The sequence below is a fragment of the Streptomyces sp. DH41 genome (genome assembly GCF_029813785.1).
In the GTDB taxonomy this organism is placed as follows: domain Bacteria; phylum Actinomycetota; class Actinomycetes; order Streptomycetales; family Streptomycetaceae; genus Streptomyces.
The window spans coordinates 363,223-385,103 of sequence record NZ_JARVKY010000005.1; the positions used below are offsets into that span (position 1 = coordinate 363,223).

Annotated in this window: 18 protein-coding genes and 1 pseudogene; 13 read left to right on the plus strand and 6 right to left on the minus strand. The window is 73.9% G+C overall.

The window, feature by feature from the left end; genetic code table 11:
* Positions 1-60 precede the first annotated feature (60 nt).
* From QC283_RS12145 to QC283_RS12165, 5 genes are all read left to right on the plus strand, one after another.
* Positions 61-657, plus strand: a complete 597-nt coding sequence (locus QC283_RS12145) for a GNAT family N-acetyltransferase (RefSeq protein WP_279561454.1) — start codon at positions 61-63, stop codon at positions 655-657.
* A gap of 81 nt (positions 658-738) precedes the next feature.
* Positions 739-2,247: an ABC transporter substrate-binding protein gene (locus tag QC283_RS12150; RefSeq protein WP_279561483.1), complete on the plus strand. Its 1,509-nt coding sequence runs from the start codon at positions 739-741 to the stop codon at positions 2,245-2,247.
* Positions 2,248-2,250: 3 nt separating this feature from the next.
* Positions 2,251-4,089, plus strand: a complete 1,839-nt coding sequence (locus QC283_RS12155; protein WP_279561455.1) for an ABC transporter permease subunit — start codon at positions 2,251-2,253, stop codon at positions 4,087-4,089.
* Positions 4,086-5,321, plus strand: coding sequence for an MDR family MFS transporter (locus QC283_RS12160; protein ID WP_279561456.1), 1,236 nt, complete (start codon positions 4,086-4,088; stop codon positions 5,319-5,321). Before QC283_RS12155 ends, QC283_RS12160 begins: the two co-directional genes overlap by 4 nt.
* Positions 5,322-5,790: 469 nt before the next feature.
* A complete protein-coding gene (locus tag QC283_RS12165; protein WP_279561457.1) occupies positions 5,791-6,222 on the plus strand; it encodes a hypothetical protein in 432 nt (143 codons plus the stop codon).
* Positions 6,223-6,279: 57 nt separating this feature from the next.
* Here the strand turns inward: QC283_RS12165 and QC283_RS12170 are convergent.
* A pseudogene (locus QC283_RS12170) lies at positions 6,280-7,041 on the minus strand (CDP-alcohol phosphatidyltransferase family protein); the annotation flags it as partial.
* Between the two features lie 109 nt (positions 7,042-7,150).
* Between QC283_RS12170 and QC283_RS12175 the strand changes: the two are divergent.
* From QC283_RS12175 to QC283_RS12195, 5 genes are all read left to right on the plus strand, one after another.
* Positions 7,151-8,137, plus strand: a complete 987-nt coding sequence (locus QC283_RS12175) for a zinc-dependent alcohol dehydrogenase (RefSeq protein ID WP_279561458.1) — start codon at positions 7,151-7,153, stop codon at positions 8,135-8,137.
* A 142-nt stretch (positions 8,138-8,279) separates the two neighbouring features.
* A complete protein-coding gene (locus QC283_RS12180) occupies positions 8,280-8,678 on the plus strand; it encodes a 6-pyruvoyl trahydropterin synthase family protein (RefSeq protein ID WP_279561459.1) in 399 nt (132 codons plus the stop codon).
* A 20-nt stretch (positions 8,679-8,698) separates the two neighbouring features.
* Entirely contained in the window at positions 8,699-9,883 is a 1,185-nt protein-coding gene (locus QC283_RS12185; protein WP_279561484.1) for a glycosyltransferase family 4 protein, read from the plus strand.
* A gap of 404 nt (positions 9,884-10,287) precedes the next feature.
* Positions 10,288-11,235, plus strand: a complete 948-nt coding sequence (locus QC283_RS12190; RefSeq protein ID WP_443032589.1) for a methyltransferase domain-containing protein — start codon at positions 10,288-10,290, stop codon at positions 11,233-11,235.
* On the plus strand, positions 11,232-12,461 hold the full coding sequence (locus QC283_RS12195; RefSeq protein ID WP_279561460.1) for a lysylphosphatidylglycerol synthase transmembrane domain-containing protein: 1,230 nt from the start codon (positions 11,232-11,234) through the stop codon (positions 12,459-12,461). Before QC283_RS12190 ends, QC283_RS12195 begins: the two co-directional genes overlap by 4 nt.
* Here QC283_RS12195 and QC283_RS12200 read toward each other — a convergent pair.
* Positions 12,342-13,100 (minus strand): creatininase family protein, encoded by a 759-nt coding sequence (locus QC283_RS12200; protein WP_279561485.1) that lies wholly within the window; start codon positions 13,098-13,100, stop codon positions 12,342-12,344. The two genes, QC283_RS12195 and QC283_RS12200, sit on opposite strands and share 120 nt — an antisense overlap.
* A gap of 100 nt (positions 13,101-13,200) precedes the next feature.
* Between QC283_RS12200 and ribA the strand changes: the two genes are divergently transcribed.
* Positions 13,201-13,878, plus strand: coding sequence for a GTP cyclohydrolase II (gene ribA, locus QC283_RS12205; protein WP_279561461.1), 678 nt, complete (start codon positions 13,201-13,203; stop codon positions 13,876-13,878).
* Positions 13,879-13,904: 26 nt separating this feature from the next.
* Here ribA and QC283_RS12210 read toward each other — a convergent pair whose 3' ends face one another.
* The 3 genes from QC283_RS12210 to QC283_RS12220 all read right to left on the minus strand — a co-directional run bounded on the left by QC283_RS12210 (position 13,905) and on the right by QC283_RS12220 (position 17,462).
* Positions 13,905-15,137 carry a serine hydrolase domain-containing protein gene (locus QC283_RS12210; RefSeq protein WP_279561486.1) on the minus strand — a complete coding sequence of 411 codons (1,233 nt, stop codon included), beginning with the start codon at positions 15,135-15,137 and terminating at the stop codon, positions 13,905-13,907.
* Positions 15,138-15,269: 132 nt separating this feature from the next.
* The gene (locus tag QC283_RS12215; protein ID WP_279561462.1) at positions 15,270-16,634 is read right to left on the minus strand and encodes an MFS transporter; all 1,365 of its coding nucleotides are present in this window, start codon (positions 16,632-16,634) and stop codon (positions 15,270-15,272) included.
* 162 nt (positions 16,635-16,796) lie between these two features.
* On the minus strand, positions 16,797-17,462 hold the full coding sequence (locus QC283_RS12220) for a TetR/AcrR family transcriptional regulator (protein ID WP_279561463.1): 666 nt from the start codon (positions 17,460-17,462) through the stop codon (positions 16,797-16,799).
* A 182-nt stretch (positions 17,463-17,644) separates the two neighbouring features.
* On the opposite strand from QC283_RS12220, the gene QC283_RS12225 reads away from it, so the two are divergent.
* Positions 17,645-18,523, plus strand: a complete 879-nt coding sequence (locus QC283_RS12225) for a shikimate dehydrogenase (protein WP_279561464.1) — start codon at positions 17,645-17,647, stop codon at positions 18,521-18,523.
* Between the two features lie 15 nt (positions 18,524-18,538).
* Positions 18,539-20,398 carry a bifunctional sugar phosphate isomerase/epimerase/4-hydroxyphenylpyruvate dioxygenase family protein gene (locus tag QC283_RS12230; protein ID WP_279561465.1) on the plus strand — a complete coding sequence of 620 codons (1,860 nt, stop codon included), beginning with the start codon at positions 18,539-18,541 and terminating at the stop codon, positions 20,396-20,398.
* Here QC283_RS12230 and QC283_RS12235 read toward each other — a convergent pair.
* A complete protein-coding gene (locus QC283_RS12235; RefSeq protein WP_279561466.1) occupies positions 20,385-21,845 on the minus strand; it encodes a membrane-associated oxidoreductase in 1,461 nt (486 codons plus the stop codon). The two genes, QC283_RS12230 and QC283_RS12235, sit on opposite strands and share 14 nt — an antisense overlap.
* Positions 21,846-21,881 lie beyond the last annotated feature (36 nt).

Genomic DNA, 21,881 nt, shown 5'->3' on the forward strand with positions numbered 1-21,881 from the left:
GGGGCACGACCCGAGGGGGACGTTGATCAGCGGATCCCGGTTAATGCGTACCATGTGCAAGTGCGCAGCAGTGACTACAGCATCAGGACAGCGACCCCCGCCGACCTCGACGGCGCCCGGGCCGTCATGCTCGACACCGTCTACCGCGACTTCGGCACCGGGTACGTCCCGCGCTGGCACGGTGACATCGTCGACCCGGCCGGGGCGTATCTCGCGTCGGAGCGGCACACGCTGCTCGTCGCGGTCGACGGGGACGGTGAGGTCGTCGCCACGGGTGCCCTCGACTCCCGGGGGCCCGCGCATCCGCCGAACCCGCGGGAGCTCGCCGAGCGCTACCCCTCCGGCGTGACCGCGCAGCTGCGCCGGATCTACGTCCGGCCCGAGCACCGTCGGCGTGGGCTGGCGCGGCGGCTCGTCGACGAGCTGCTCGCCTTCGCCGCCGCCGACGGCGGGTACCGGGCCGTGTATCTGCACACCGACCCGGCCGTCACCGGTGCCGAGCCCTTCTGGCGGTCGCTCGCCAAGGTCGTGCACGACGAGCGGGAGGACGCCGGGGGCGGGCAGGGGATCGTGCACTTCGACGTGCCGATGGAGCGAGGGGCGGCGGAACGCGGGACGACGGAGCGAGGGGCGGCGGAACCAAGGGCGGCAAGGTAATGGAAACGGTTGCCATGTAGGCTCCTGCTCGTCGCCGCCATCGCCCGAACCGCTCCCGCACACCCGATCGATCCGAGGACCATGCGCTCCCACCGCCGCTCCCGGCTGCTCGCCCCGCTCCTGCTCATCCCGCTGATATCCAGCTGCTTCGCGTCGGGCGGCGGCAGCGACGACTCCGGATCCGGCGACGAGGACGGTGACGGCTCCCGTCTCCGCGTCGCCCTCGCCTTCCCGCCCGCCGAGAACCTCTCGCCCTACGGCGCCGACGCCACCCTCCTCAGCCGCCTCGCGGTCACCGAGGGCCTCACCGCGCTCGACGCCAACGGCAGTGCCGCGCCCGCGCTCGCCGAGTCCTGGCGGCGGGACGGTGAGAAGGCGTGGGAGTTCACCCTGCGCGACGCCACCTTCCAGGACGGCACCGACGTCACCCCGGCCGCCGTCGCCGACTCCCTCACCCACGCCACCGACGCCGAGCCCGCGCCCGCCGCCCTGGCCGGCGTCACCCTCACCGCCAAGGCCCAGGGCGAGCGAGTCGTCCGGATCACCACCGCCGAGCCCGACCCCGTGCTGCCGCTGCGACTCTCCAGCCCCAGCCTCGCCGTCCTCTCCGCCAAGGCCTACGCCGACAAGAACCGCGTCGACCCCGTCGGCACCGCCACCGGCCCCTTCGAGCTGACCAAGGTCAACGGCGCCACCTCCGCCTCCCTCGACCGGTTCGACGACTACTGGGGCGGCCGCGCCCAGGCCTCCGGAATCGACGCGCGCTTCATCGCCGACGGCACCGCCCGCGCCAACGCCCTGCGGACCGGCGAGCTCGACATCGCCGAGGCCGTCCCCGTCTCCCAGGCGGCGACCCTCGACGAGGACACCCGGCGCGACACCGCCACCACCCGGACCACCAGCCTGCTCTTCAACGCCTCCTCCGGGCCCCTCAAGGACGCCGGGCTGCGGGCCGCCGCCCGCGGAGCCGTCGACACCTCCGTGTTCGCCAAGGACGTGTACGAGGGGTACGCCGACCCCGGTGCCGGTATCTACGGGCCCGCCGTGACCTGGGCCGACGGGAAGCGGACCGCGCCCGTCGGACGTGCGGCGGCCGGCAAGGCCGACGGGGCCACCATCAACCTCGCCACCTACGACAACCGGCCCGAGCTGCCGGAGGTCGCCCAGGTCGTCAAGCAGCAGCTGGAGAAGGCCGGGTTCAAGGTGAAGCTCACCGTCCGCGAGTACTCGCGGCTGGAGGGGGACGCCCTGGCGGGGAAGTTCGACGCCTTCGTGCTGGCCCGGAACACCCTCCTCGACACCGGTGACCCCGTCGCCGTCCTCGCCAGCGACTACACCTGCGACGGCGGCTTCAACATCGCCCAGCTGTGCGACAAGGACGTCGACCGCGCCGTCGCCGAGGCCGAGAAGATCGCCGACACCGCGAAGCGGCAGGACGCCGCCATGGCCGCCGAGGCCCGCATCCTCGGCAGCGACGCCGTCGTGCCGCTCGTGCACCAGCGGATCATCACCGGCGTCGGCAGCTCCGTACAGGGCGTGATCCTCGACCCGTACGAGCGCACCCTCGTCGGCACCGGCACGCGGCGCTGACCCGTGCGGCAGCGGGTGGCCACCGTTGCGTGGCGGATCGTCCTCGCGGCCGGGCTGGTGTGCGGGATCGGGCTGCTGCCGTGGCTGACGCGGACCGATCCGGCGTACACCGTTCTCAAGGCGCGGTCGGCCGAGCGTGACCCCACACCCGAGGTGCTCGCCGACATCCGCGCGCAGCTCGGGCTCGACGACGGGCCGCTGCACCTGCTCGGACAGTGGCTCGGCGGACTCGTGCGCGGTGACGCCGGACAGTCGTGGATCTCCGGGAGCGACGTCCTGCCCGACGTGCTCCAAGCGCTCGGTGCCTCCCTGCTGCTCATGGCCGTCGCGCTCCTCGTCGCCGCCCTCACCGCCGGGCTCATCTGCGCGCGCACGCTGCGGCTGGGCGCCCGGCGGCGGCTCGGTGGGAAGCGGCGCGGCGGCAGCGCCTCCGCCGTGATCGCCTCGCTGCCCGAGTTCCTCGTCGCCTCCGTGCTCGCCACCGTCGTCGGGGTGCAGCTGGGGTGGCTGCCCGCCCTGGGGTGGTACGGGCCGCAGTGGACCGTACTGCCCGCGCTCGCCCTCGGGCTGCCCGCCGGGGCCGTGCTCGGGCGGCTGCTCGACGATCTGCTGCCCGGCGCGTTCGGCGAACCGTGGGCGCTGGCCGCCGCCGCCCGGGGACTGACCGGACGGCGCGTCGCACGGCAGGCGTTGCGGCGGTGCGTACCCGCGTTGCTGCCCAACCTCGGGTTGTTCGTCGTCGGGCTGACCGGTGGCGCCGTCGCCGTCGAGCAGGTCTTCGACATCCCCGGGCTCGGCCGGACCACCCTCCAGGCCGCCCTCGCCCAGGACCTGCCCGTCCTCCAGGCCGGCACCCTCGCCCTCGTGCTCCTCGCCGCGCTCGCGACCGGTGCCACCCGCGTCGCCGCCCGTCTGCTCACCGGACCCGCCCTGCGCGACGGCGCCCTCTCCTCCCTGCACCGGCCCGCCCCGCCCGCCGGCGGGCTGCTGCCCCTCCTCTACGGCGCCGTCCTGCTCGTCGTCGTCGGGTTCGGGCTGACCCGCGATCCGCTCGCGCTCAGCACCGGGGAGCGGCTGCGTGCGCCCTCCCTCGACCATCCCTTCGGCACCGACGCCCTCGGGCGCGACCTGCTCGCCCGCGTCGGCCACGGGGCCCTGGACACGCTGCTCCTCGCGTCCGCCATCAGCGTCGCCGCGCTGCTCGCGGGCGTACTCCTCGGGCTCGTGCCCCGCGTCTCCGCGCCGCTCGTCGACACGGTCAACGCCGTCCCGCCCGTGCTCGCCGCCCTCCTCGTCACCGCCGTCGCGGGGAGCGGGGCGGCCACACCCGCGCTCGCCGTGGGCGCCGTGGCCTGGGCGCCGCTCGCCGCGCACACCTCGGCGCTGCTGCGCCAGGAACGCGCCACCCTGCACATCACCGCCACCCAAGGGCTGGGCGCGGGACGGTGGTACCTGCTGCGGCGCGAACTCCTCCCCGCCGTGCTGCCGCCCGTCCTGCGCCACGCCCTGCTGCGGCTGCCCGGCGTCGCCCTCGCGCTCGCCTCGCTCGGCTTCCTCGGCCTGGGCGCCCAGCCGCCGTCCCCCGAGTGGGGCCTGCTCCTCGCCGAGAACCAGCCCTACGCCGAGCGCGCCCCCTGGGCCGTCCTCGCCCCCGCCGCCGTACTCGCCCTGCTCGGCGCGCTGGCCGTCACCGCGGCGGGCGGACTGCGCCGGCCGCGACGACGGGCGGGGCGACCAGCGGACCGGCGGCTTGAGCGACGGCCGGGTCGGCGGTCTCGTCGTACGGCCTCGGTCGCGGACGACCAGCCCACCGCGGGGAAGGAACCGGCCGGAATCCGATGACGCACACATCCACCGGCCGGCCCGCGAAGGTTTCCGGCGGCCGCGGTGCCCCGCTCTCCCCGCTGCTCCGCCTGCTCATCCTCACCCAACTCGCCTTCAACATCGGCTTCTTCGCCGTACTGCCCTTCCTCTCCGAGCATCTGGGCGGGGCCATCGGCATGGCGGGGTGGCTGGTCGGGTTCGTGCTCGGGCTGCGGACCTTCAGCCAGCAGGGGCTGTTCGTGGTCGGCGGGGCGCTGGCCGACCGGTACGGCATCCGGCCCGTCGTGCTCGCCGGGTGCGTGCTGCGGATCGCCGGGTTCGCGTGGCTCGGCTTCGCCGAGCGGACCTGGGCGGTCGTCGGGGCGGTGCTGCTGATCGGGTTCGCCGCCGCGCTCTTCTCGCCGGCCGTCGAGTCCGAGGTCGCCCGGCAGGCCGTGACCTGGGAGGAGGAGGGCGGAGGGGACCGGACCCGGGTGCTCGCGCTGTTCACCGTCGCCGGGCAGGCGGGGGCGTTCGTCGGGCCGCTGCTGGGTGCCCTGCTGCTCGCCGTCGACTTCCGTACCGCGTGTCTGGCCGGGGCCGGGGTCTTCGTGCTCGTCCTCGCCGGGCACGCGTGGCTGCTGCCGCAGCACATCCCCGGGCGGGCGCGGGTCCGGGCCAGGGGCGGGGCGCGGCTGCTGCTGCGCAACCGGCGTTTCCTCGCGCTGTGCTGTGCGTACGGCGCCTATCTGCTCGCCTACAACCAGCTCTATCTGGCACTGCCCGCCGAGGTGGAGCGGGCCGCCGGTTCGCAGGCGCCGCTGGCCTGGCTGTTCGCCCTGTCCTCGCTGCTGGTGGTGACCGCGCAGTTGCCGGTGACCCGGTGGGCGGGGGAGCGGCTGGCGCCGCGCCGGTCGATGGTGGCGGGGCTGACGCTGATCGCGGCCGGCTTCGCCGTCGTTGCGCTCGCCCGGCCCGCCGGATGGACGGGGACGAGCGGGCTGGTGCCCGCCGCCGGGTTCGTCGTCCTGCTCACCCTCGGGCAGATGCTCGTCGCGCCAGTCGCCCGTGCCTGGGTGCCGGACCTCGCCGAGGAGGGGCGGCTCGGGCTGTACACGGGCGCGCTGTCCTCGGTCTCCGGGCTCATCGTGCTCGCCGGCAGCTCCGCGACCGGCCTGCTGCTGGACAGCGGGCTGCCGCCCGCCGTGCCGTGGCTGGTCCTGGCCGTCGTACCGCTGGCGGCGGTGGGGTTGCTGCCTCGGCGCCACTGAGTCCTTCGGGGTTCGCCCGGCTCGGGCGGCCGCGCCGTGTCACCGCGGCCCGCGGGTCGGCGACGTGCGGATCGGCGACGTGCGGATCGGCGACGTGCGGTCGGTCCGTCGTGGTGCCGCTTCGGCGGTCGGTCCGTCGTGGTGCCGCTGCGACGAGCGGTCCGTCGTGGTGCCGTTTCGAGCGGCCCGATGTGATGAGATGCCCGGCATACGCCCAGCTCGCACCCGTACCCAAGACTTCTGTCCCTGAAGCCGCGTACCTCCGCTCGACGTTTACGCCTCGGTGCGCCAGGCGCACCGGCGGACCAGGCATTGAATGCCGTGCGTAGCGGACCGAATACTCGTGGTGAGTTCAGCTGTATGGCTGTACCGCCGCACAGACCTCTGGCCACGCACAGTGCCTCTCGGGCCCCCTTGCGTCCGGCCCGTCATGCGGGCGAGGAGGTCGCGTCTCCCTACGGAGGAGAAGATGACGGACATCACCAAGATCAGCGTCCAGTTGTACACGGCGACCGACGCGGGAGCCGGCACCGACGGGTTCGTGTACGTCGGGATCGCCGGCCGGGAGTTCCACGTGGACGCCTCCCGCAACGACTTCGAAGCCGGTGACCAGTTCACCTACATCTTCGGCGACGGCGCCAACGTCCTGGACGACGCTCGCAACGACCCGCGCCTGCCCCGGCTCGACACCGACGACGCCGACCGGTACCCCGTCTACGTCCGCTTCTCGGGCAAGGACAACGACGACGACTGGTGCCTGGAAAGGGTGACCGTCACCGTCAACCCGGGCGGCTCCGGAACGCGCACCTACGACAACCCGCGGCTCGCCGGAAGCGGAAACGACCAGAAGATCTGGCTCGGCAAGCGCTTCGGCAACACCGTCCAGCTCAGGCGCGTCTGACACACGCGTCCACCTCCCGCGCCGTGCGACGAGCCCTGCCGTCCGGTTCAAGGTTCGCGCCGGCGCCGCCGGGGCGTCGTCCCGCACCCGCGACGTCCGCCGCCACAGCCACAGCACATCCCGGCCGAAGGACCACACCAGCAGACCGAGCGCGGCCAGTACCACCCCGGCGTTCGCCGTCCGCGGCAGCAGGTCCGCGCCCGCGAGCAGCAGCAACACGCCTTGCAGCGCGGCCACCGTCTTGCGGGCCGTGCTCGGCGGCAGCGGGGCGGTCAGCCACGGCCACACGCGGGCGGCGGCGACGAACACGTAGCGCATGCCGCCGATCAGCAGCACCCACGGGCCCAGGTCCATCGCGACGTACACGCTGAGCACCAGGATCAGGAACGCGTCGACCTCCATGTCGAAGCGGGCGCCCAGCGCCGACGACGTGCCCGTGCGGCGGGCGACCTTGCCGTCCACGCCGTCCAGGATCAGGGCCACGGCCGTCAGGCCGACGAGGAGGGAGACGGGCGGTGCGCCGCGGAAGGAGTCCGCGACCAGGGCCGTGACCCCGCCGACCAGGGTCGCCCGGCCGAGGGTGACCCGGTTGGCCGGGCCGAAGGACGGCAGCCGGGAACGGCGCAGGGCCCGGGAGAGCACCGCCCATGACGCGAGTGCGAAGGCCAGGCCGGTCAGCCGGCCCGCGGTGCCCATGCCGAGCGCGGTACCGAGCAGCGTGAGCAGGAGGATCTGTACGGCCGCCCCCACCGCTGTCTCCTGCTGAACGGGCCTCGCGTCGTAAGCGTCGTAGGCGTCGTACGTGTTGTTCAGGGCCACCGAACACCCTCCGGCCGAGTGACAGAGTCGATCAACGCCGCTACCTTGTGCGCGGCTCGTGCATCCCTCGGTACGTGGGCGGCTTCCCGATCGTTCAGGAGGACATCCGATGACAGGCACCGCATGTGCGTTCTGGCTCGACTCGCCCGGCCGGGGCGTGATCCGCGAGGTGCGGCTGCCCGAGCCGGGGGCGGGTGACGTGCTCGTGCGCACGCTCTTCAGCGGCGTCAGCCGGGGCACGGAGACGCTCGTCTTCCGCGGCCGGGTGCCGGAGAGCCAGTACGCGGCGATGCGCGCGCCGTTCCAGGAGGGCGACTTCCCGGGGCCGGTGAAGTACGGCTACCTCAACGTGGGTGTGGTGGAGGCGGGGCCGCGGGAGCTCGTCGGCAGGACCGTCTTCTGCCTGTACCCGCACCAGACGCGCTACGTCGTCCCGGCCGCCGCCGTCACCCCGGTACCGCCGGCCGTCCCTGCCGGGCGGGCCGTGCTCGCCGGCACCGTCGAGACCGCCGTGAACGCGCTGTGGGACGCGGCGCCCCTGGTCGGCGACCGGATCGCCGTGGTCGGCGGCGGCATGGTCGGCTGCTCGGTGGCCGCGCTGCTGGCCCGTTTCCCGGGCGTCCGCGTCCAGTTGGTCGACGCCGACCCGGACCGGGCGAAGGTCGCCGACGCGCTGGGCGTCGGCTTCGCGTCCCCCGCCGACGCCCTCGACGGCCTCGATCTCGTCGTGCACGCCAGTGCGACGGAAGCGGGCCTCGCCCGGTCACTGGAGCTGCTGCGGCCCGAGGGCACCGTCGTCGAACTGAGCTGGTACGGCGACCGGCGCGTCACCCTCCCGCTCGGCGAGGCCTTCCACTCCCGCCGTCTGACCCTGCGCGGCAGCCAGGTCGGCACCGTCTCCCCGGCGCGCGGCGCCACCCGCACCTACGCCGACCGGCTCGCCCTCGCCCTCGACCTGCTCGCCGACCCTGCGCTGGACGCGCTCGTCACCGGCGAGTCCGCGTTCACGGAACTGCCGGACATCATGCCGGGGTTGGCGTCCGGTGAGATCCCCGCCCTCTGCCACCGGATCGGCTACGCCGGGGACGACCACTGAGGCGGTACCAAGTCATCGGCGCCTGACCTTGAGAAAGAGGGGCGGCCGCTGAACACGGGAGGGCACCCGGCCGTAATGGACGGTACCCCGCGCAGGGACAGGCGGGGGAGGACCAGACGTGCCACACCTGGAGGGTCGTCCGTTGTTCAGCATCACCGTCCGCGATCACATCATGATCGCCCACAGCTTCCGCGGCGACGTCTTCGGGCCCGCGCAGCGCCTGCACGGAGCGACGTTCCTGGTGGACGCCACCTTCCGGCGCGAGCAGCTGGACGACGACAACATCGTCGTCGACATCGGACTGGCCACCCGCGAACTGGGCGCCGTCGTCAGCGAACTGAACTACCGCAACCTCGACAACGAACCCGACTTCGCCGGCGTCAACACCTCGACCGAGTTCCTGGCGAAGGTCATCGCCGACCGGCTCGCCGAGCGCGTGCACAAGGGCGCGCTCGGGGAAGGGGCCAAGGGCCTTGCCGGTCTCACCGTCACCCTGCACGAGTCGCACGTCGCCTGGGCGAGTTACGAGCGTGCGCTGTGACCGACACCTCCATCGAACCGATGGCGGCCGCGACGCCGGGGCGCGCTCGTCTCGCCCATGTGCCGGCACAGACGTCGGCCGCGTCGAGGAACGGCGGGATCGTCCCCATGGCCCTGCGCTCCGTGCACTTCGTCATGCCCGGCGGGGTCGACGATCCGGCGGCGCCCAGCGGCGGCAACGCCTACGACCGGCGCGTACGGCTGGACCTGCCCGGCTTCGGCTGGCGGGTGCGCGGACTGCCCGTCGACGGGTCCTGGCCCCGGCCGGACGACGCCGCGCGCGCCGAACTCGCCCGTGCCCTGCGCCGGTTGCCGGACGGTGCCGTCGTCCTCCTCGACGGGCTGGTCGCCTGCGGAGTCCCGGAGGTCGTCGTCCCGGAGGCCGAGCGGCTGCGCATGGCCGTCCTCGTCCACCTTCCGCTCGGTGACGAGACCGGCCTCGACCCCGCCGTGGCCGCCGCACTGGACGCCCGTGAACGCGCGGTGCTGCGGGCCGTACCGGCCGTCGTCGCCACCAGCGACTGGGCGGTCCGCCGCCTCGTCTCCCACCACGGACTTGACCCGGCCCGCGTCCACGTCGCCGCCCCCGGCGCCGACATCGCGCCCCTCGCGCCCGGCACCGACGGCGTCTCCCGGCTGCTGTGCGTCGCCGCGGTCACGCCCCGCAAGGGCCAGCACCGGCTGGTGGAGGCCCTTGCGACCGGCACCGACCTGCCGTGGAACTGCGTGTGCGTCGGCGGGCTCGGTCATGACCCGGCCTACGTCGACCGGCTGCGGGCACTGATCGCGCGGCACGGTCTGGAGGACCGGCTGGTCCTCGCGGGACCGCGGTCCGGCACGGAACTGGACGCCACCTACTCCACCGCCGACCTGATGGTCCTCACCTCGTACGCCGAGACGTACGGCATGGCGGTGACGGAGGCCCTCGCGCGCGGCATCCCCGTGCTGGCCACCGATGTCGGAGGCCTCCCGGAGGCGGTCGGGCGCGCGCCCGACGGCGGGGTGCCCGGCATCCTCGTCCCGCCGGAGGACCCCGCCGCCCTCGCCGCCGAACTGCGCGGCTGGTTCGGGGAAGCGGACGTACGACGCCGGCTGAAGGCCGCGGCACGCGGTCGCCGCGCCGCCCTGAACGGCTGGGCGACCACGGCACAGAGCCTGGCCGGGGTACTGCACCGGCTGCCGAGCCGACCCCGGAGGGCGGCATGAGGAAATCGACGGCACCGGCCGCGGGAGCCGTCCCGGCCCAGCCCGGCCCGCAGGACTCCCCCGAGACCGCGCACGGCATGATCCCCGGCGCCGGCCCGACCGACGTCCCGCCAGTCGAACGGTCGGACGTCCCGCCAGTCGAACGGTCGGACGTCCCGCCAGTCGAACGGTCGGACGGCCAGTCTGCCGAGCGGTCGGGCGGCCCGACCGTTGAGCGGCCGGGCGGCCTGCCCGTGGTGCGGCCGGGCGGCCTGCCCGTGGTGCGGCCGGGCGGCCTGCCCGTGGTGCGGTCGGGCGGCCTGCCCGTGGTGCGGTCGGGCGGCCTGCCCGTGGTGCGGTCGGGCGGCCTGCCCGTGGTGCGGTCGGGCGGCCTGCCCGTGGTGCGGTCGGACGACCCGCCCGTGGTGCGGTCGGACGACCCGCCCGCCGAGCAGCTCACCGACCGCCCCGGGCAGCCCTCGGCGGAGCGCGCCACCCTCCGTCTCCGCGAGGCTCCCGGGCATCCCGGCGAACCCGGCGAATCCCCGCGCTACGCGCCCGAGTGGCTGCGGCTTCGGGAGAACGCCGATGCCGCCGCGCGGGCGCACGACCTGCTCGACCCGCTGCGGATCCGCCTCGCCAACCTGCCGCGGCGGGTGGACGGGCTGGTCGTGCACGACGTGGGCTGCGGCACCGGCTCGATGGGACGCTGGCTCGCCCCGCTGCTCGACGGCGCCCAGCACTGGGTGCTGCACGACCGCGACCCGTACCTCCTGCACTTCGCCGCGGTCGCCGCCCCGCGGTCGGCCGCCGACGGCAGCCGCGTCACGGTCGAGACACGGCGCGGCGACCTGGCCCGTCTCACCCCGGACGCGCTGACCGGGGCCGCACTGGTGACGGCGTCCGCGCTGCTCGACGTCCTCACCGCCGAGGAGGTCGAGGCGCTCGCCGCCACCTGCGCCTCGGCCGGCTGCCCCGCCCTGCTGACCCTCTCCGTCGCCGGGCGCGTCGACCTCACCCCCGCCCACCCCCTGGACGCCGAGATCGCCGAGGCGTTCAACGACCACCAGCGGCGCACCGGCATGCTCGGTCCGGACGCGGTCACCGCGGCGACCGAGGCCTTCGCCGGGCACGGCGCCACCGTACGGGCGCACCCCAGCCCCTGGCGGCTGGGCCCCGGCGAGGCCGCGCTCACCGGGCAGTGGCTGCGGGGCTGGGTCGGCGCGGCCGTCGAACAGCGCCCGGAACTGCGTGAACGGGCCGGCCGGTACCTGGACGAGCGCCTCGCGGCCTGTGCGGCGGGCGAGTTGCGCGTCGTCGTCCACCACACCGACCTGCTGGCGCTGTGCCGGCCGACGGGCGGGGACCGGTGAGCGCACCGACGGCACCGGCGAGGGCCTTGCCTGCGGCGGCCGTACGCCGGGACACCACGACGACCGGCGGCAATCCGCCCGGCGACCGTCCCGGTGGCCCTCCCGGTGGCCCTCCCGGCGGCCCTCCCAGCGCTCCGACCCGCCGCCGCGCCCTGCGCGCCCGTCTGGGCAGCCTCGCCGGCACCGCCATCCTCGCCGTACTCCTGTGGCGGACGGGGACCGGTGTCCTCCTGGACGGTCTGCGCCGGATCGACGTGCCCACGCTGCTGGCGGCGCTCGGGATCGGGCTGGTCACCACGGTGTTCAGCGCCTGGCGCTGGGCCCTGGTGGCCCGGGGACTGCGCATCCGGCTGCCGCTCGGCCCGGCCGTCACCGACTACTACCGCGCCCTGTTCCTCAACGCCGCCCTCCCCGGCGGCGTCCTCGGTGACGTGCACCGCGCCGTACGGCACGGACGGAGCGCGGGCGACCTGGGGCGCGGCGTGCGGGCCGTGGTCCTCGAACGCGCCGCCGGGCAGCTCGTGTTGATCGGCGTCGGAGGCGCGGTGCTGCTCACGATGCCGTCTCCCGTGCTGGCCGGGGCCCGGCACATCGCACCGCTCGTGGGAGCGGCCGTACTCGGCGCGCTCGCCGTCGTCCTCGCCCTGCGCATGAACCGGGCGCCCGCGCGCCGAGGCCCAGGCCCAGGCCGGGAACCCGGAGCCCTGCGGACGGCGCTCGGCGAGGCGCGTGAAGGGCTGCTGTCCCGGCGCGACCTGCCGTGGATCGCCGTGTCGTCCGTCGTCGTACTGGCCGGGCACCTCACGATGTTCGTCCTCGCCGCCCGGGTGGCCGGCAGCGGTGCCTCCGTCGCCGTACTGACGCCGCTGGCCGTGCTGGCGCTGCTCGCCATGGGGTTGCCGCTGAACGTCGGCGGCTGGGGGCCCCGGGAGGGCGTCACCGCCTGGGCGTTCGGCGCGGCCGGGCTGGGAGCGGGCACCGGGCTGGGCGTTGCCGTGGTCTACGGGGTGCTCAGCCTCGCGGCGAGCCTGCCCGGCGTCGTCGTGCTCGTCGTCCGCCGGTACGCGGGTCCGCGGCCCGGCTCCGAGCCGCGCGCCCGACGGAGCCTACCCGTGCTCACCGTCCGGCACGCCGACCGGCACCGACGTCAGCAGCGAGAAACACGCGCCGAAGGAATCCGCGAGACTCCCCAGCAGTTCCCTCCCCTTTTCCGCAGAACCCAGTGAAGGACGCCCTATGACACCGGAATCGGTATAGCCGGACATACCGAGGGAGAGCAGATGACGCCGGTCGTCCGCGACGAAATCGGCGGCCTCGTAACCGGGCCGTACGTATTCGGGATGAGTGTGCAGAAGAATGGAGGTCTCGATTTCCCCCGCGTGCATGTCGGTGAGCAGCGAAGTGGTCACCCCGGCCCGCTCCCGCGCCGCCTCCCAGTCCTCCGCGGCCGGGAACAGCGCCATCCGCTCGCCGCGCGCGGTGGACTCCTGGACGACGTTGCCCAGTACGTAGTTTCCGCCGTGCCCGTTGACCACCACCAGGGCGTCGACGCCCGAGCGGCGCAGCGAGTCCGCTATGTCCCGTACCACCGCGTGGAGGGTCACGGAGGAGATGCTGACGGTCCCCGGCCAGTCCGCGTGCTCGTGCGAGCAGCCGATCGTCACCGGTGGGAGCAGGTGCACCGGGTACCTGGCGGCGATCTCCCGGGCGACGGCGCAGGCGACGAGCGTGTCCGTCGCCAGCGGCAGATACGGGCCGTGCTGCTCGAAACTCCCGACCGGCAGCACGGCGACCTGTCGCGCGACTCCCAGGCCGCGCACGCGCACGTCCTGAGTCGTGTCCGCCGGCACCAGTGAAACATCCATATCCGCACGGCCTTTCGTCTCCGCCCAGCGACCGCTGAGCAAGCTGCTGAGCGAGCTGCTGAACAACCTGATGGGCAATCTGTTGAGGAACGCGAGAATCATGACAGAAAAAATTGGTGTACTCGGCAAGAAAGCGTCGAGGCGATCGCGGCGCACGGACGTGGAACGCGTCGTGGTCACGCCGCTGCCCACCGTGTACGGGGAATTCCGGGCGTTCGGCTATTTCGACCACGAGCGCGGTGACGAGCAAGTGGCGCTCGTCCACGGCGACCCGGGCGCCGACGGCGTGCTCACCCGGCTGCACTCGGAGTGCCTGACGGGCGACGCCTTCGGCTCGCGGCACTGCGAGTGCGGTGACCAGCTCGCCTCCGCGCTGCGTGCGGTGGCCGCCGCGGGCAGTGGTGTCGTCGTGTACCTGCGCGGCCACGAGGGGCGCGGCATCGGACTGCTCGCCAAGCTGCGCGCGATGGCGCTGCAGGCGGAGGGCCTGGACACGGTGGAGGCGAACCTCGCCCTCGGCCTGCCGGTCGACGCCCGGGACTACGGTGCCGCGGCCCGCGTCCTGGCGGATCTCGGGGTGCGGTCCGTGCGGCTGATGTCCAACAACCCGCGCAAACGGGAGGCGTTGGTGCGCCACGGCGTCCAGGTCGTCGAGCAGGTGCCGCTGCTGATACCGCCGTGCGAGAGCAACATCACCTATCTGCGGACCAAACGGGAGCGCCTGGACCACCACCTGCCCCACCTGGACGCCTTGGACGCCGTCGCGCACCTGTCCTGAACCGCGCGCGGCGGTACCGGCCCCGGTCAGTCCAGGACGGCCTCGTGCACGAGCCGTTTGAGGTCCGGGTAGACCGTGTGCGAGGACTTCGGCCGTACCTGGGTCATGAACTGCACCGTCAGGTCACGGCCCGGGTCGACCCAGAAGGTCGTCGTCGCCACCCCGCTCCAGCCGTACGTGCCGAGCCCGGAGGGCGCCTGGGTACGGGCGGGGTCGGTCACCACGGAGACGCCGAGACCGAAGCCGACACCGTCGTTGCCGGGCTCGTCGTGCGCGGGTCGGCTGCCGTAGGCGCGCAGGTCGGCGCCGCCGGGCAGGTGGTTGCGGGTCATGAGGTCCACCGTCGAGGGTGCGAGCAGGCGTACGCCGTCCAGTTCGCCCCGGCGTCGCAGCAGTTCCGCGAAGCGGTGCACGTCGTATGCCGAGGAGACCAGACCGCCGCTGCCCGACAGGAACCGCGGCCGGCCGCCCCGCAGCGGCAGCCCGGGGGCCGGCTCGATGCCGCCGCCGTCCGTCTCGCCGTACAGCTCGGCCAGCCGGCCGGCCTGCTCGTCGGTGACGTGGAAACCGGTGTCCGCCATGCCGAGCGGCCCGAGGATCCGCTCGGCGCAGAACACGTCGAGCGGCTGCCCGGACACCACCTCCACCAGCCGCCCGAGCACGTTGCTGGCCACCGAGTAGTTCCACTGCGTGCCCGGGTCGAACTGCAACGGCAGGCTCGCGTACAGGTCGACCGTCTCGGCCAGCCCCGCACCCGCCCGCACCGAGGACCGCAGACCGGCCGCGCGGTACAGCTCGTCGACGGGATGGGCCTGGTAGAAGCCGAAGGTCAGCCCGGCGGTGTGGGTCATCAGGTGCCGCAGGAGGACCGGCCCGGCGGCCGGCCGGGTGACGACCTCGTCCCCGGTCCCTTCCACGTACACCCGCGGCTCGGCGAACGCCGGCAGGTACCGGTCCACCGGGTCGTCGAGCGACAGCCGTCCCTCCTCCATGAGCACCAGCACGGCCACGGCCGTCACCGGCTTGGTCATGGAGTAGATCCGCCACAGCGTGTCGGCCGTGACGGGCAGCCCGGCCGCGACGTCCCGCCGGCCGTGCACGGTCAGATGGGCGACCCGCCCGCCACGGGCGACGGCCACCAGGAACCCGGGCAGCCGCCCCTCGTCGACCTGCCGGGCGAAGTGCAGGTCGAGCCGGTCCAGCGCCCGCGGATCCAGCCCGGCCGCACCCGCGTCGACCTCCTGCCGCAGCGGTGCCATCCCCATCGCCCTCCTTGGTCGTTCGTCGAGGTGCGTCCGGCCTACCCCGCGCACGCGACTTCAGACCTGGTCACGTCTGGGGAGGAGGCGGGGAGCGGGAGGGGAGCGGGAGGGGAGCGGAGCGGGAGGGCGTCAGGCCGTCACCGTCTCCGTCTCGGACCGCGCCGTCTCCCGTCGGGCCCGTTCGCCGAGTTCCTCCGTCGGGACCTTGTGGGTCTCCCGGGCCGAGAGCGCGGCGATCACCGGCGGGACGCACAGCGCGGCCGTGAACAGGGCGACCGCGACCCAGTCGTCGCCGTCCGGACCGGCGATCCGCGCGGCGAAGGTCACCGCGAACCCGGCCACCGCGAAGCCGATCTGCGTACCGATCGCCACGCCGGACAGCCGGACCCGGGTGGAGAACATCTCGCCGTAGAAGGCGGGCCACACGCCGTTCGCGGCGCTGTAGACGACACCGAAGGCGACGATGCCGGTCAGGAACGTCAGCGCGTACGAGCCGGTCGAGATCGCCCACAGGTACAGGAACATCGTCACCGCGCTGCCCACCGCGCCGATCAGGAACACCGGGCGCCGGCCGATACGGTCGGACAGCATCGCCCACAGGGGGATCGCGGCGAGCGCGACGACGTTGGCGAGGGCGCCCACCCACAGCATGGCCGTACGGGACATGCCGACCGAGTCGCTGGTGGCGTACGCCAGCGCCCAGACCGTGAAGATGGTGCTGACCGAGGCGATCAGCGCGCCCGCGACGACCCGCAGTACGTCCGCCCAGTGGTCGCGCGCCAGCACGGCCAGCGGCATCTTCACGACGCCCTCCGTGGCGGTCTGCTGCGTGAAGGCCGGTGTCTCGTCCAGCTTGCGCCGGATGACGTAGCCGACGACGGCGACCACGACGCTCAGCCAGAACGGCACGCGCCAGCCCCAGGTCAGCAGCTGGTCCTCGGGGAGCGCGGCGACGGGGAGGAAGACCAGGGTGGCGAGCAGTTGCCCGCCCTGGGTGCCGCTGAGGGTGAAGCTGGTGAAGAAGCCGCGTTTGTGCGGTGGCGCGTGTTCCAGGGTCATGGAGTTGGCGCTGGCCTGCTCGCCGGCCGCCGATATGCCCTGGAGGACGCGGCACAGCACCAGCAGGACCGGGGCGAGGGTGCCGACCTGGTCGCGCGTGGGCAGACAGCCGATGAGGAACGTCGACACACCCATCAGGATCAGCGTGAAGACCATGATCTTCTTGCGGCCCATGCGGTCGCCGACGTGACCGAGGAAGAGGGCGCCGACCGGGCGGGCGGCGTACGCGACGCCGAACGTGGCCAGCGACAGCAGGGTCGCGGTGGCCGGGTCGGACTCGTCGAAGAACACCTCGGGGAAGATCAGCGCGGCGGCGCTGCCGTAGATGAAGAAGTCGTAGTACTCCAGCGCGCTGCCGATCCAGGCGGCGGTCGCGGCCTTCTTCGGCTGGCCGGGCGGGGCGGCGCCCGGGGACGCGGGGGCGGGGACGGACACGGCGTTGCTCCTTCGGGGGACTCCACGGTAGGCGGAGTGAGCGGCGGGGAGAGGTGCCGATCGGCTAATTAACCCACTGGGTAGTTAGTCGCGGTTGGGAAGGGATGTTGCGCGCACGTCTCCTGTGTGTCAAGAGGTCCCGCCGCTCCGGAGCCGGACCGCTCAGCCCCCCGCGCGCTCCGCCGTCAGGTAGGCGATCACCATGTCACCGAGCATGGTCCGGTAGTGCTCGCGCTGTTCGGGCGCGACCAGGTCGCGCCCGAACAGGGCGCCGAAGGTGTGCCGGTTGGCGACCCGGAAGAAGCAGAAGGAGCTGATCATCGCGTGCAGGTCGACGGCGTCGACGTCGGCCGTGAACAGGCCGGACCGCTGCCCGTCCTCCAGGATCCGGCGGATCACGTCGAGCGCCGGGGAACCGATGCTGGCCAGCATCTCCGACGACGCGATGTGCTCGGCGTCGTGGATGTTCTCGATGCTCACCAGGCGGATGAAGTCGGGGTGCCGCTCGTGGTGGTCGAAGGTCACCTCGGCGAGGCGCCGGATGGCCGCCACCGGGTCCAGATGCTCGACGTCGAGCTGCTGCTCGGCCTCCCGGATCACGCCGTACGCCCGCTCCAGCACGGCCGTGAACAGCTGCTCCTTGCCGCCGAAGTAGTAGTAGATCATGCGCTTCGTGGTGCGGGTGCGGGCTGCGATCTCGTCGACGCGGGCCCCGTCGTAGCCGGCCCGGGCGAACTCCCGCGTCGCCACGTCGAGGATCTCGGCCCGGGTGCGGGCGGCGTCGCGGGTGCGCGTGGCGGATCGTGCCGGTTCGTCGACGCTGGTCATCGGGTTCCTTCGACTGCGGGGCGGGCGCGGGGCGGGCGTGGGGCGAGGGCGCCGGCTGAGGGCGTGCCGGTGATTCTAGAAGCCTCCGCCTTCCCACCCGCCCCGACCTCCTGCTATGACTAACGTACTGGTTCGTACATTGGTCGCTCGGGCAACAGCCCGAGCCGCTCAGGAGGTCCCCGGTGGCCAAGGACTCGTATCTCGTCGGGCTGATCGGCTCCGGCATCGGCCCGTCGCTCAGCCCGGCACTGCACGAACGGGAGGCCGCCCGACAGGGTCTGCGCTACCTGTACCGGCTGATCGACATCGACGCCCTCGGTGTCCCTCCCGAGGCGGTGGGCGACCTGCTGCGCGCGGCCCGGGACCTGGGCTTCGACGGGCTGAACATCACCCACCCGTGCAAGCAGCTCGTCATCGAGCACCTGGACGCCCTCGCCCCGCAGGCCGAGGCGCTCGGCGCGGTCAACACCGTCGTCTTCGACGAGGACGGCCGGGCCACCGGCCACAACACCGATGTCACCGGCTTCGCCGCCTCCTTCGCCCGAGGGCTGCCCGACGCGCCGCTGGACCGGATCGTGCAGCTCGGCGCCGGTGGCGCGGGCGCGGCCGTCGCCCACGCCACACTCACCCTGGGCGCCGGACGGATCACCCTCGTCGACGCCCTGCCCGAGCGGGCCGCCGCACTCGCCGCCCAGCTGAACCGGCACTTCGGCGACGGCCGCGCCGCACACGCCACGCCGGACCGGCTGCCCGCGCTGCTGACCACGGCCGACGGCATCGTGCACGCCACCCCCACCGGCATGGCCGCACACCCCGGGCTGCCCCTGCCCGCCGCCCGGCTCCACCCCGGGCTGTGGATCGCCGAGGTCGTCTACCGCCCGCTGGAGACCGAGCTGCTGCGCACCGCCCGCGCGCTGGGCTGCGCCACGCTCGACGGCGGCGGCATGGCCGTCTTCCAGGCCGTGGACGCGTTCCGGCTGTTCACCGGGCGGGAACCCGACGCCGTGCGGATGCTCGCCGACATCACCGACCTGGCGGGCGCCCTCGGGGCCCCGCAGTAGGAAAGAGGTAGCCACGTGCGGACGTCCATCGCCACCGTCTCCCTCAGCGGATCCCTCACCGAGAAGCTCACGGCCGCCTCCCTGGCCGGCTTCGACGGCGTGGAGATCTTCGAGAACGACCTGCTGGCCAGCCCCCTGGCCCCCGAGGAGATCCGCGCCCGCTGCGCCGACCTCGGACTCACCATCGACCTCTACCAGCCCATGCGGGACATGGAGGCGCTGCCCGAGGACGAGTACGCCCGCGCGCTGCGCCGCGCCCGGCACAAGTTCGAGCTGATGCGCAGGCTCGGCGCGGACACCGTCCTGGTGTGCTCCAGTGTCTCCCCGCACGCCGTGGACGACGACGCGCTGGCCGCCGAGCAGCTGAGCCGGCTCGCCGGCCTGGCCGAGGACCACGGAGTCCGCGTCGCCTACGAGGCGCTCGCCTGGGGCCGGCACATCAGCACGTACGACCACGCCTGGCGCGTCGTCGAGAGCGCCGGCCACCCCGCGCTCGGCACCTGCCTGGACAGCTTCCACATCCTCTCGCGCGGCGGCGAACCCGGGGACCTCGAAGGGATCGCGGCCATCCCCGGTGACAAGATCTTCTTCCTCCAGCTCGCCGACGCCCCGCTGCTCGCGATGGACGTCCTCCAGTGGAGCCGCCACTACCGCTGCTTCCCCGGCCAGGGCGGCTTCGACGTCGCCGGGCTGCTGCGGCGCGTACTTCGTGCCGGGTACGACGGTCCACTGTCCCTGGAGGTCTTCAACGACGTCTTCCGGCAGTCCGAGGCCGGCCCCACGGCCGTGGACGCCCAGCGCTCCCTGCTGCTGCTTCAGGAGACGGTCGGGCTCGCCGCGCCGCCCGCACCCGCCCCGCCCACCGGGGTCGCCTTCGCCGAGCTGGTCACGCCGGACGCCGCACCCGTCTGTGCCGTGCTCGGCGCGCTGGGCTTCGCCCGGACCGCACGCCACCGCGGCAAACCCGTCGACCTGTGGCAGCGCGGCGACGCCCGCCTCCTGGTCAACACCGGACCGGCCGAACGCCGCGACGGCACCCGGCTGGCCGCCGTCGGCCTGGAGTCGCCCGACCCCGCCGGGGCGGCCCGCCGCGCCGAGGCCCTGCTGGCTCCGGTGCTGCCCCGCCGCCGCGCGCCCGGGGACGCGGCACTGGAGGCGGTCGCCGCGCCCGACGGCACGGAGCTGTTCTTCTGCGCCACCGGGCGCCCCGGACCGCCCGACTGGCGGGCGGACTTCGAGGACCTCGCGCACCCCTCGGACCCCCCGGATCCCGCGCACCCCTCGGACCCCTCGCACCCCTCGCACCTCTCGTACGAGGGAGAGCCCTGGCGCGTCGACCACCTGTCCCTCACCCAGCCCTGGCACCAGTTCGACGAGGCGGCGCTCTTCCACCGCAGCGTCCTCGGGCTGCGCCCGCAGGAGAGCGTGGACGTCGCCGACCCCTACGGCCTGCTGCGCAGCCGCGCCGTCACCACCGACGACGGCGGGGTCCGTATCGTCCTGACCGTCGGCGCGGCACCCACCGACGACACCGCGCACGCCCAGCACATCGCCCTGGCCACCGACGACGTGGTCGCAGCCGCCCGCCGTTTCCGGACGGCGGGCGGGAGCCTGCTGCCGATCCCCGCCAACTACTACGACGACCTCGCGGCCCGCTTCGAGTTCGCCGACGGCGAGCTGGAGACGTACCGGGAGCTGGGCATCCTCTACGACCGCGACGCGCACGGCACCTTCCGGCACTGCTACACGCACACCGTCGGCCGGGTCTTCTTCGAACTCGTCCAGCGCGACGGCGGCTACCGCGGCTACGGCGCGGCCAACGCGCCCGTCCGGCTGGCCGCGCAGCACGCGGTGCGGGGATTCACTGGCGGCTGACGGTGCGGGTCAGACCGGTGATCACCGTGGTGGCCAGGATCCAGCCCGTGATGATCAGGACGTAGGACAGCGTCTGGTGGCCGCCCTCGGGGGCGAAGGCGTTCTCCTGGCCGAAGGAGATCACGGGCAGCAGCAGGTCCAGCGTGTAGAACACCGGGTCGAAGTCGGGGGACTCGGCGGGCTTGAGCGGCGGCGGGTGGTCCAGTCCGTACGCGACCGAGCCGACCGCGAGAAGCGACAGCAGCCAGCCGCCCGCGCGCAGCGGCCGGAAGCCGTACCCGACCGTGACGTCCTGGAGATGCCCCCACAGCCGGCCGTACCAGGGCAGGGTCCGCCGGTGCCGCCGCTGCTTGGCGAGCTGGACCCTACGGGCCGCGTCGTCGTCACCGATCCTGCGGTACGCGGCGGTCAACTGCTCGTAGACGAAGGGGAGGTAGCTGTCGCCCATCTCCAGCATCGGCAGTCGCCTCTCGGCGGGCTCGTGCGGGATGAGCGACGTGTAGGTGAGGTCGTTCAGCTGGACCCAGCGCGGTATCGCCTCCGGTTCCACGAACAGCACGTCCACCTGGGAGCGGCGCAGATTGAGGGTGCCCTCCACTCTCGGGCACTGGCGCAGCCACAGTTCACCGATCACGCAACTGCTCGCGCGCAGCGCGGTCCCCGCGGGATTGGCCAGGCTCGCCTGCGACAGGTCCAGCCGGCCGGGTACGCGCGCGCCGCGGAACTCCAGCCGGCCCCGCACCCGGGCGCGACGCAGGAGCACGTCGGCCTCGGCCGCGAGCGTCTCGGCCTGCAGGGCGGTGCCGTCCGGCCGGTCGAGTACCGCGTCGGTGAGGTTGACCGTCCCGGCCACCCGGGCGCCGTCGAGCCGCACCGTGCCCCGCGCCCGGAGCCCCGGCGCCCACAGGTCGGCGCCCAGCACCGCCTGGTTCAGCTGGAGCACCGGCTCCTCGGTGTCCGGCGCGTGGATCTCCGTGCTCTCCAGGTAGAGGCTGCTGGTGATCTCCGCGCCGCCGAGCCGCACCATCCCGCCGAACCGGGCGCGGGTCAACCGCAGCACGCCCTCCACCCGAAGCGCGTGCGCGATCAGCCCGGGCAGCACCGACTCGCTCAGGTTCACGTCGCGCAGTCGCGCCGCGAACAGCCTCGGTACGTCGTCGAAGTGGCAGTGCCGCAGCCGCACGGGGTGGTCGACCGTCGCGTACTGGAGTTCCAGCGGCCCGGTGACGCGCGCTCCCGCCAGGTTCAGCGCGGCCACCTCGCCGCCCTCCCGGGGGCCGTCCAGGAGCAGCGCCCGCAACACGGCCGCGCGAACGGTCCGTTCGGGCCCCCAGGCACCGCCTTCGGCCGGGTCCTCGTCGTCGGCGGCGCGGAAGTCCACGGCGGCGCCCGTGGCGAACGCCCGCCATACGCGTGCCTCGGCCGGTGTCAGGTCGTTGATCTCCATCGCGGGGACTCTGACCCGAACCGGCCGGTCACGTCA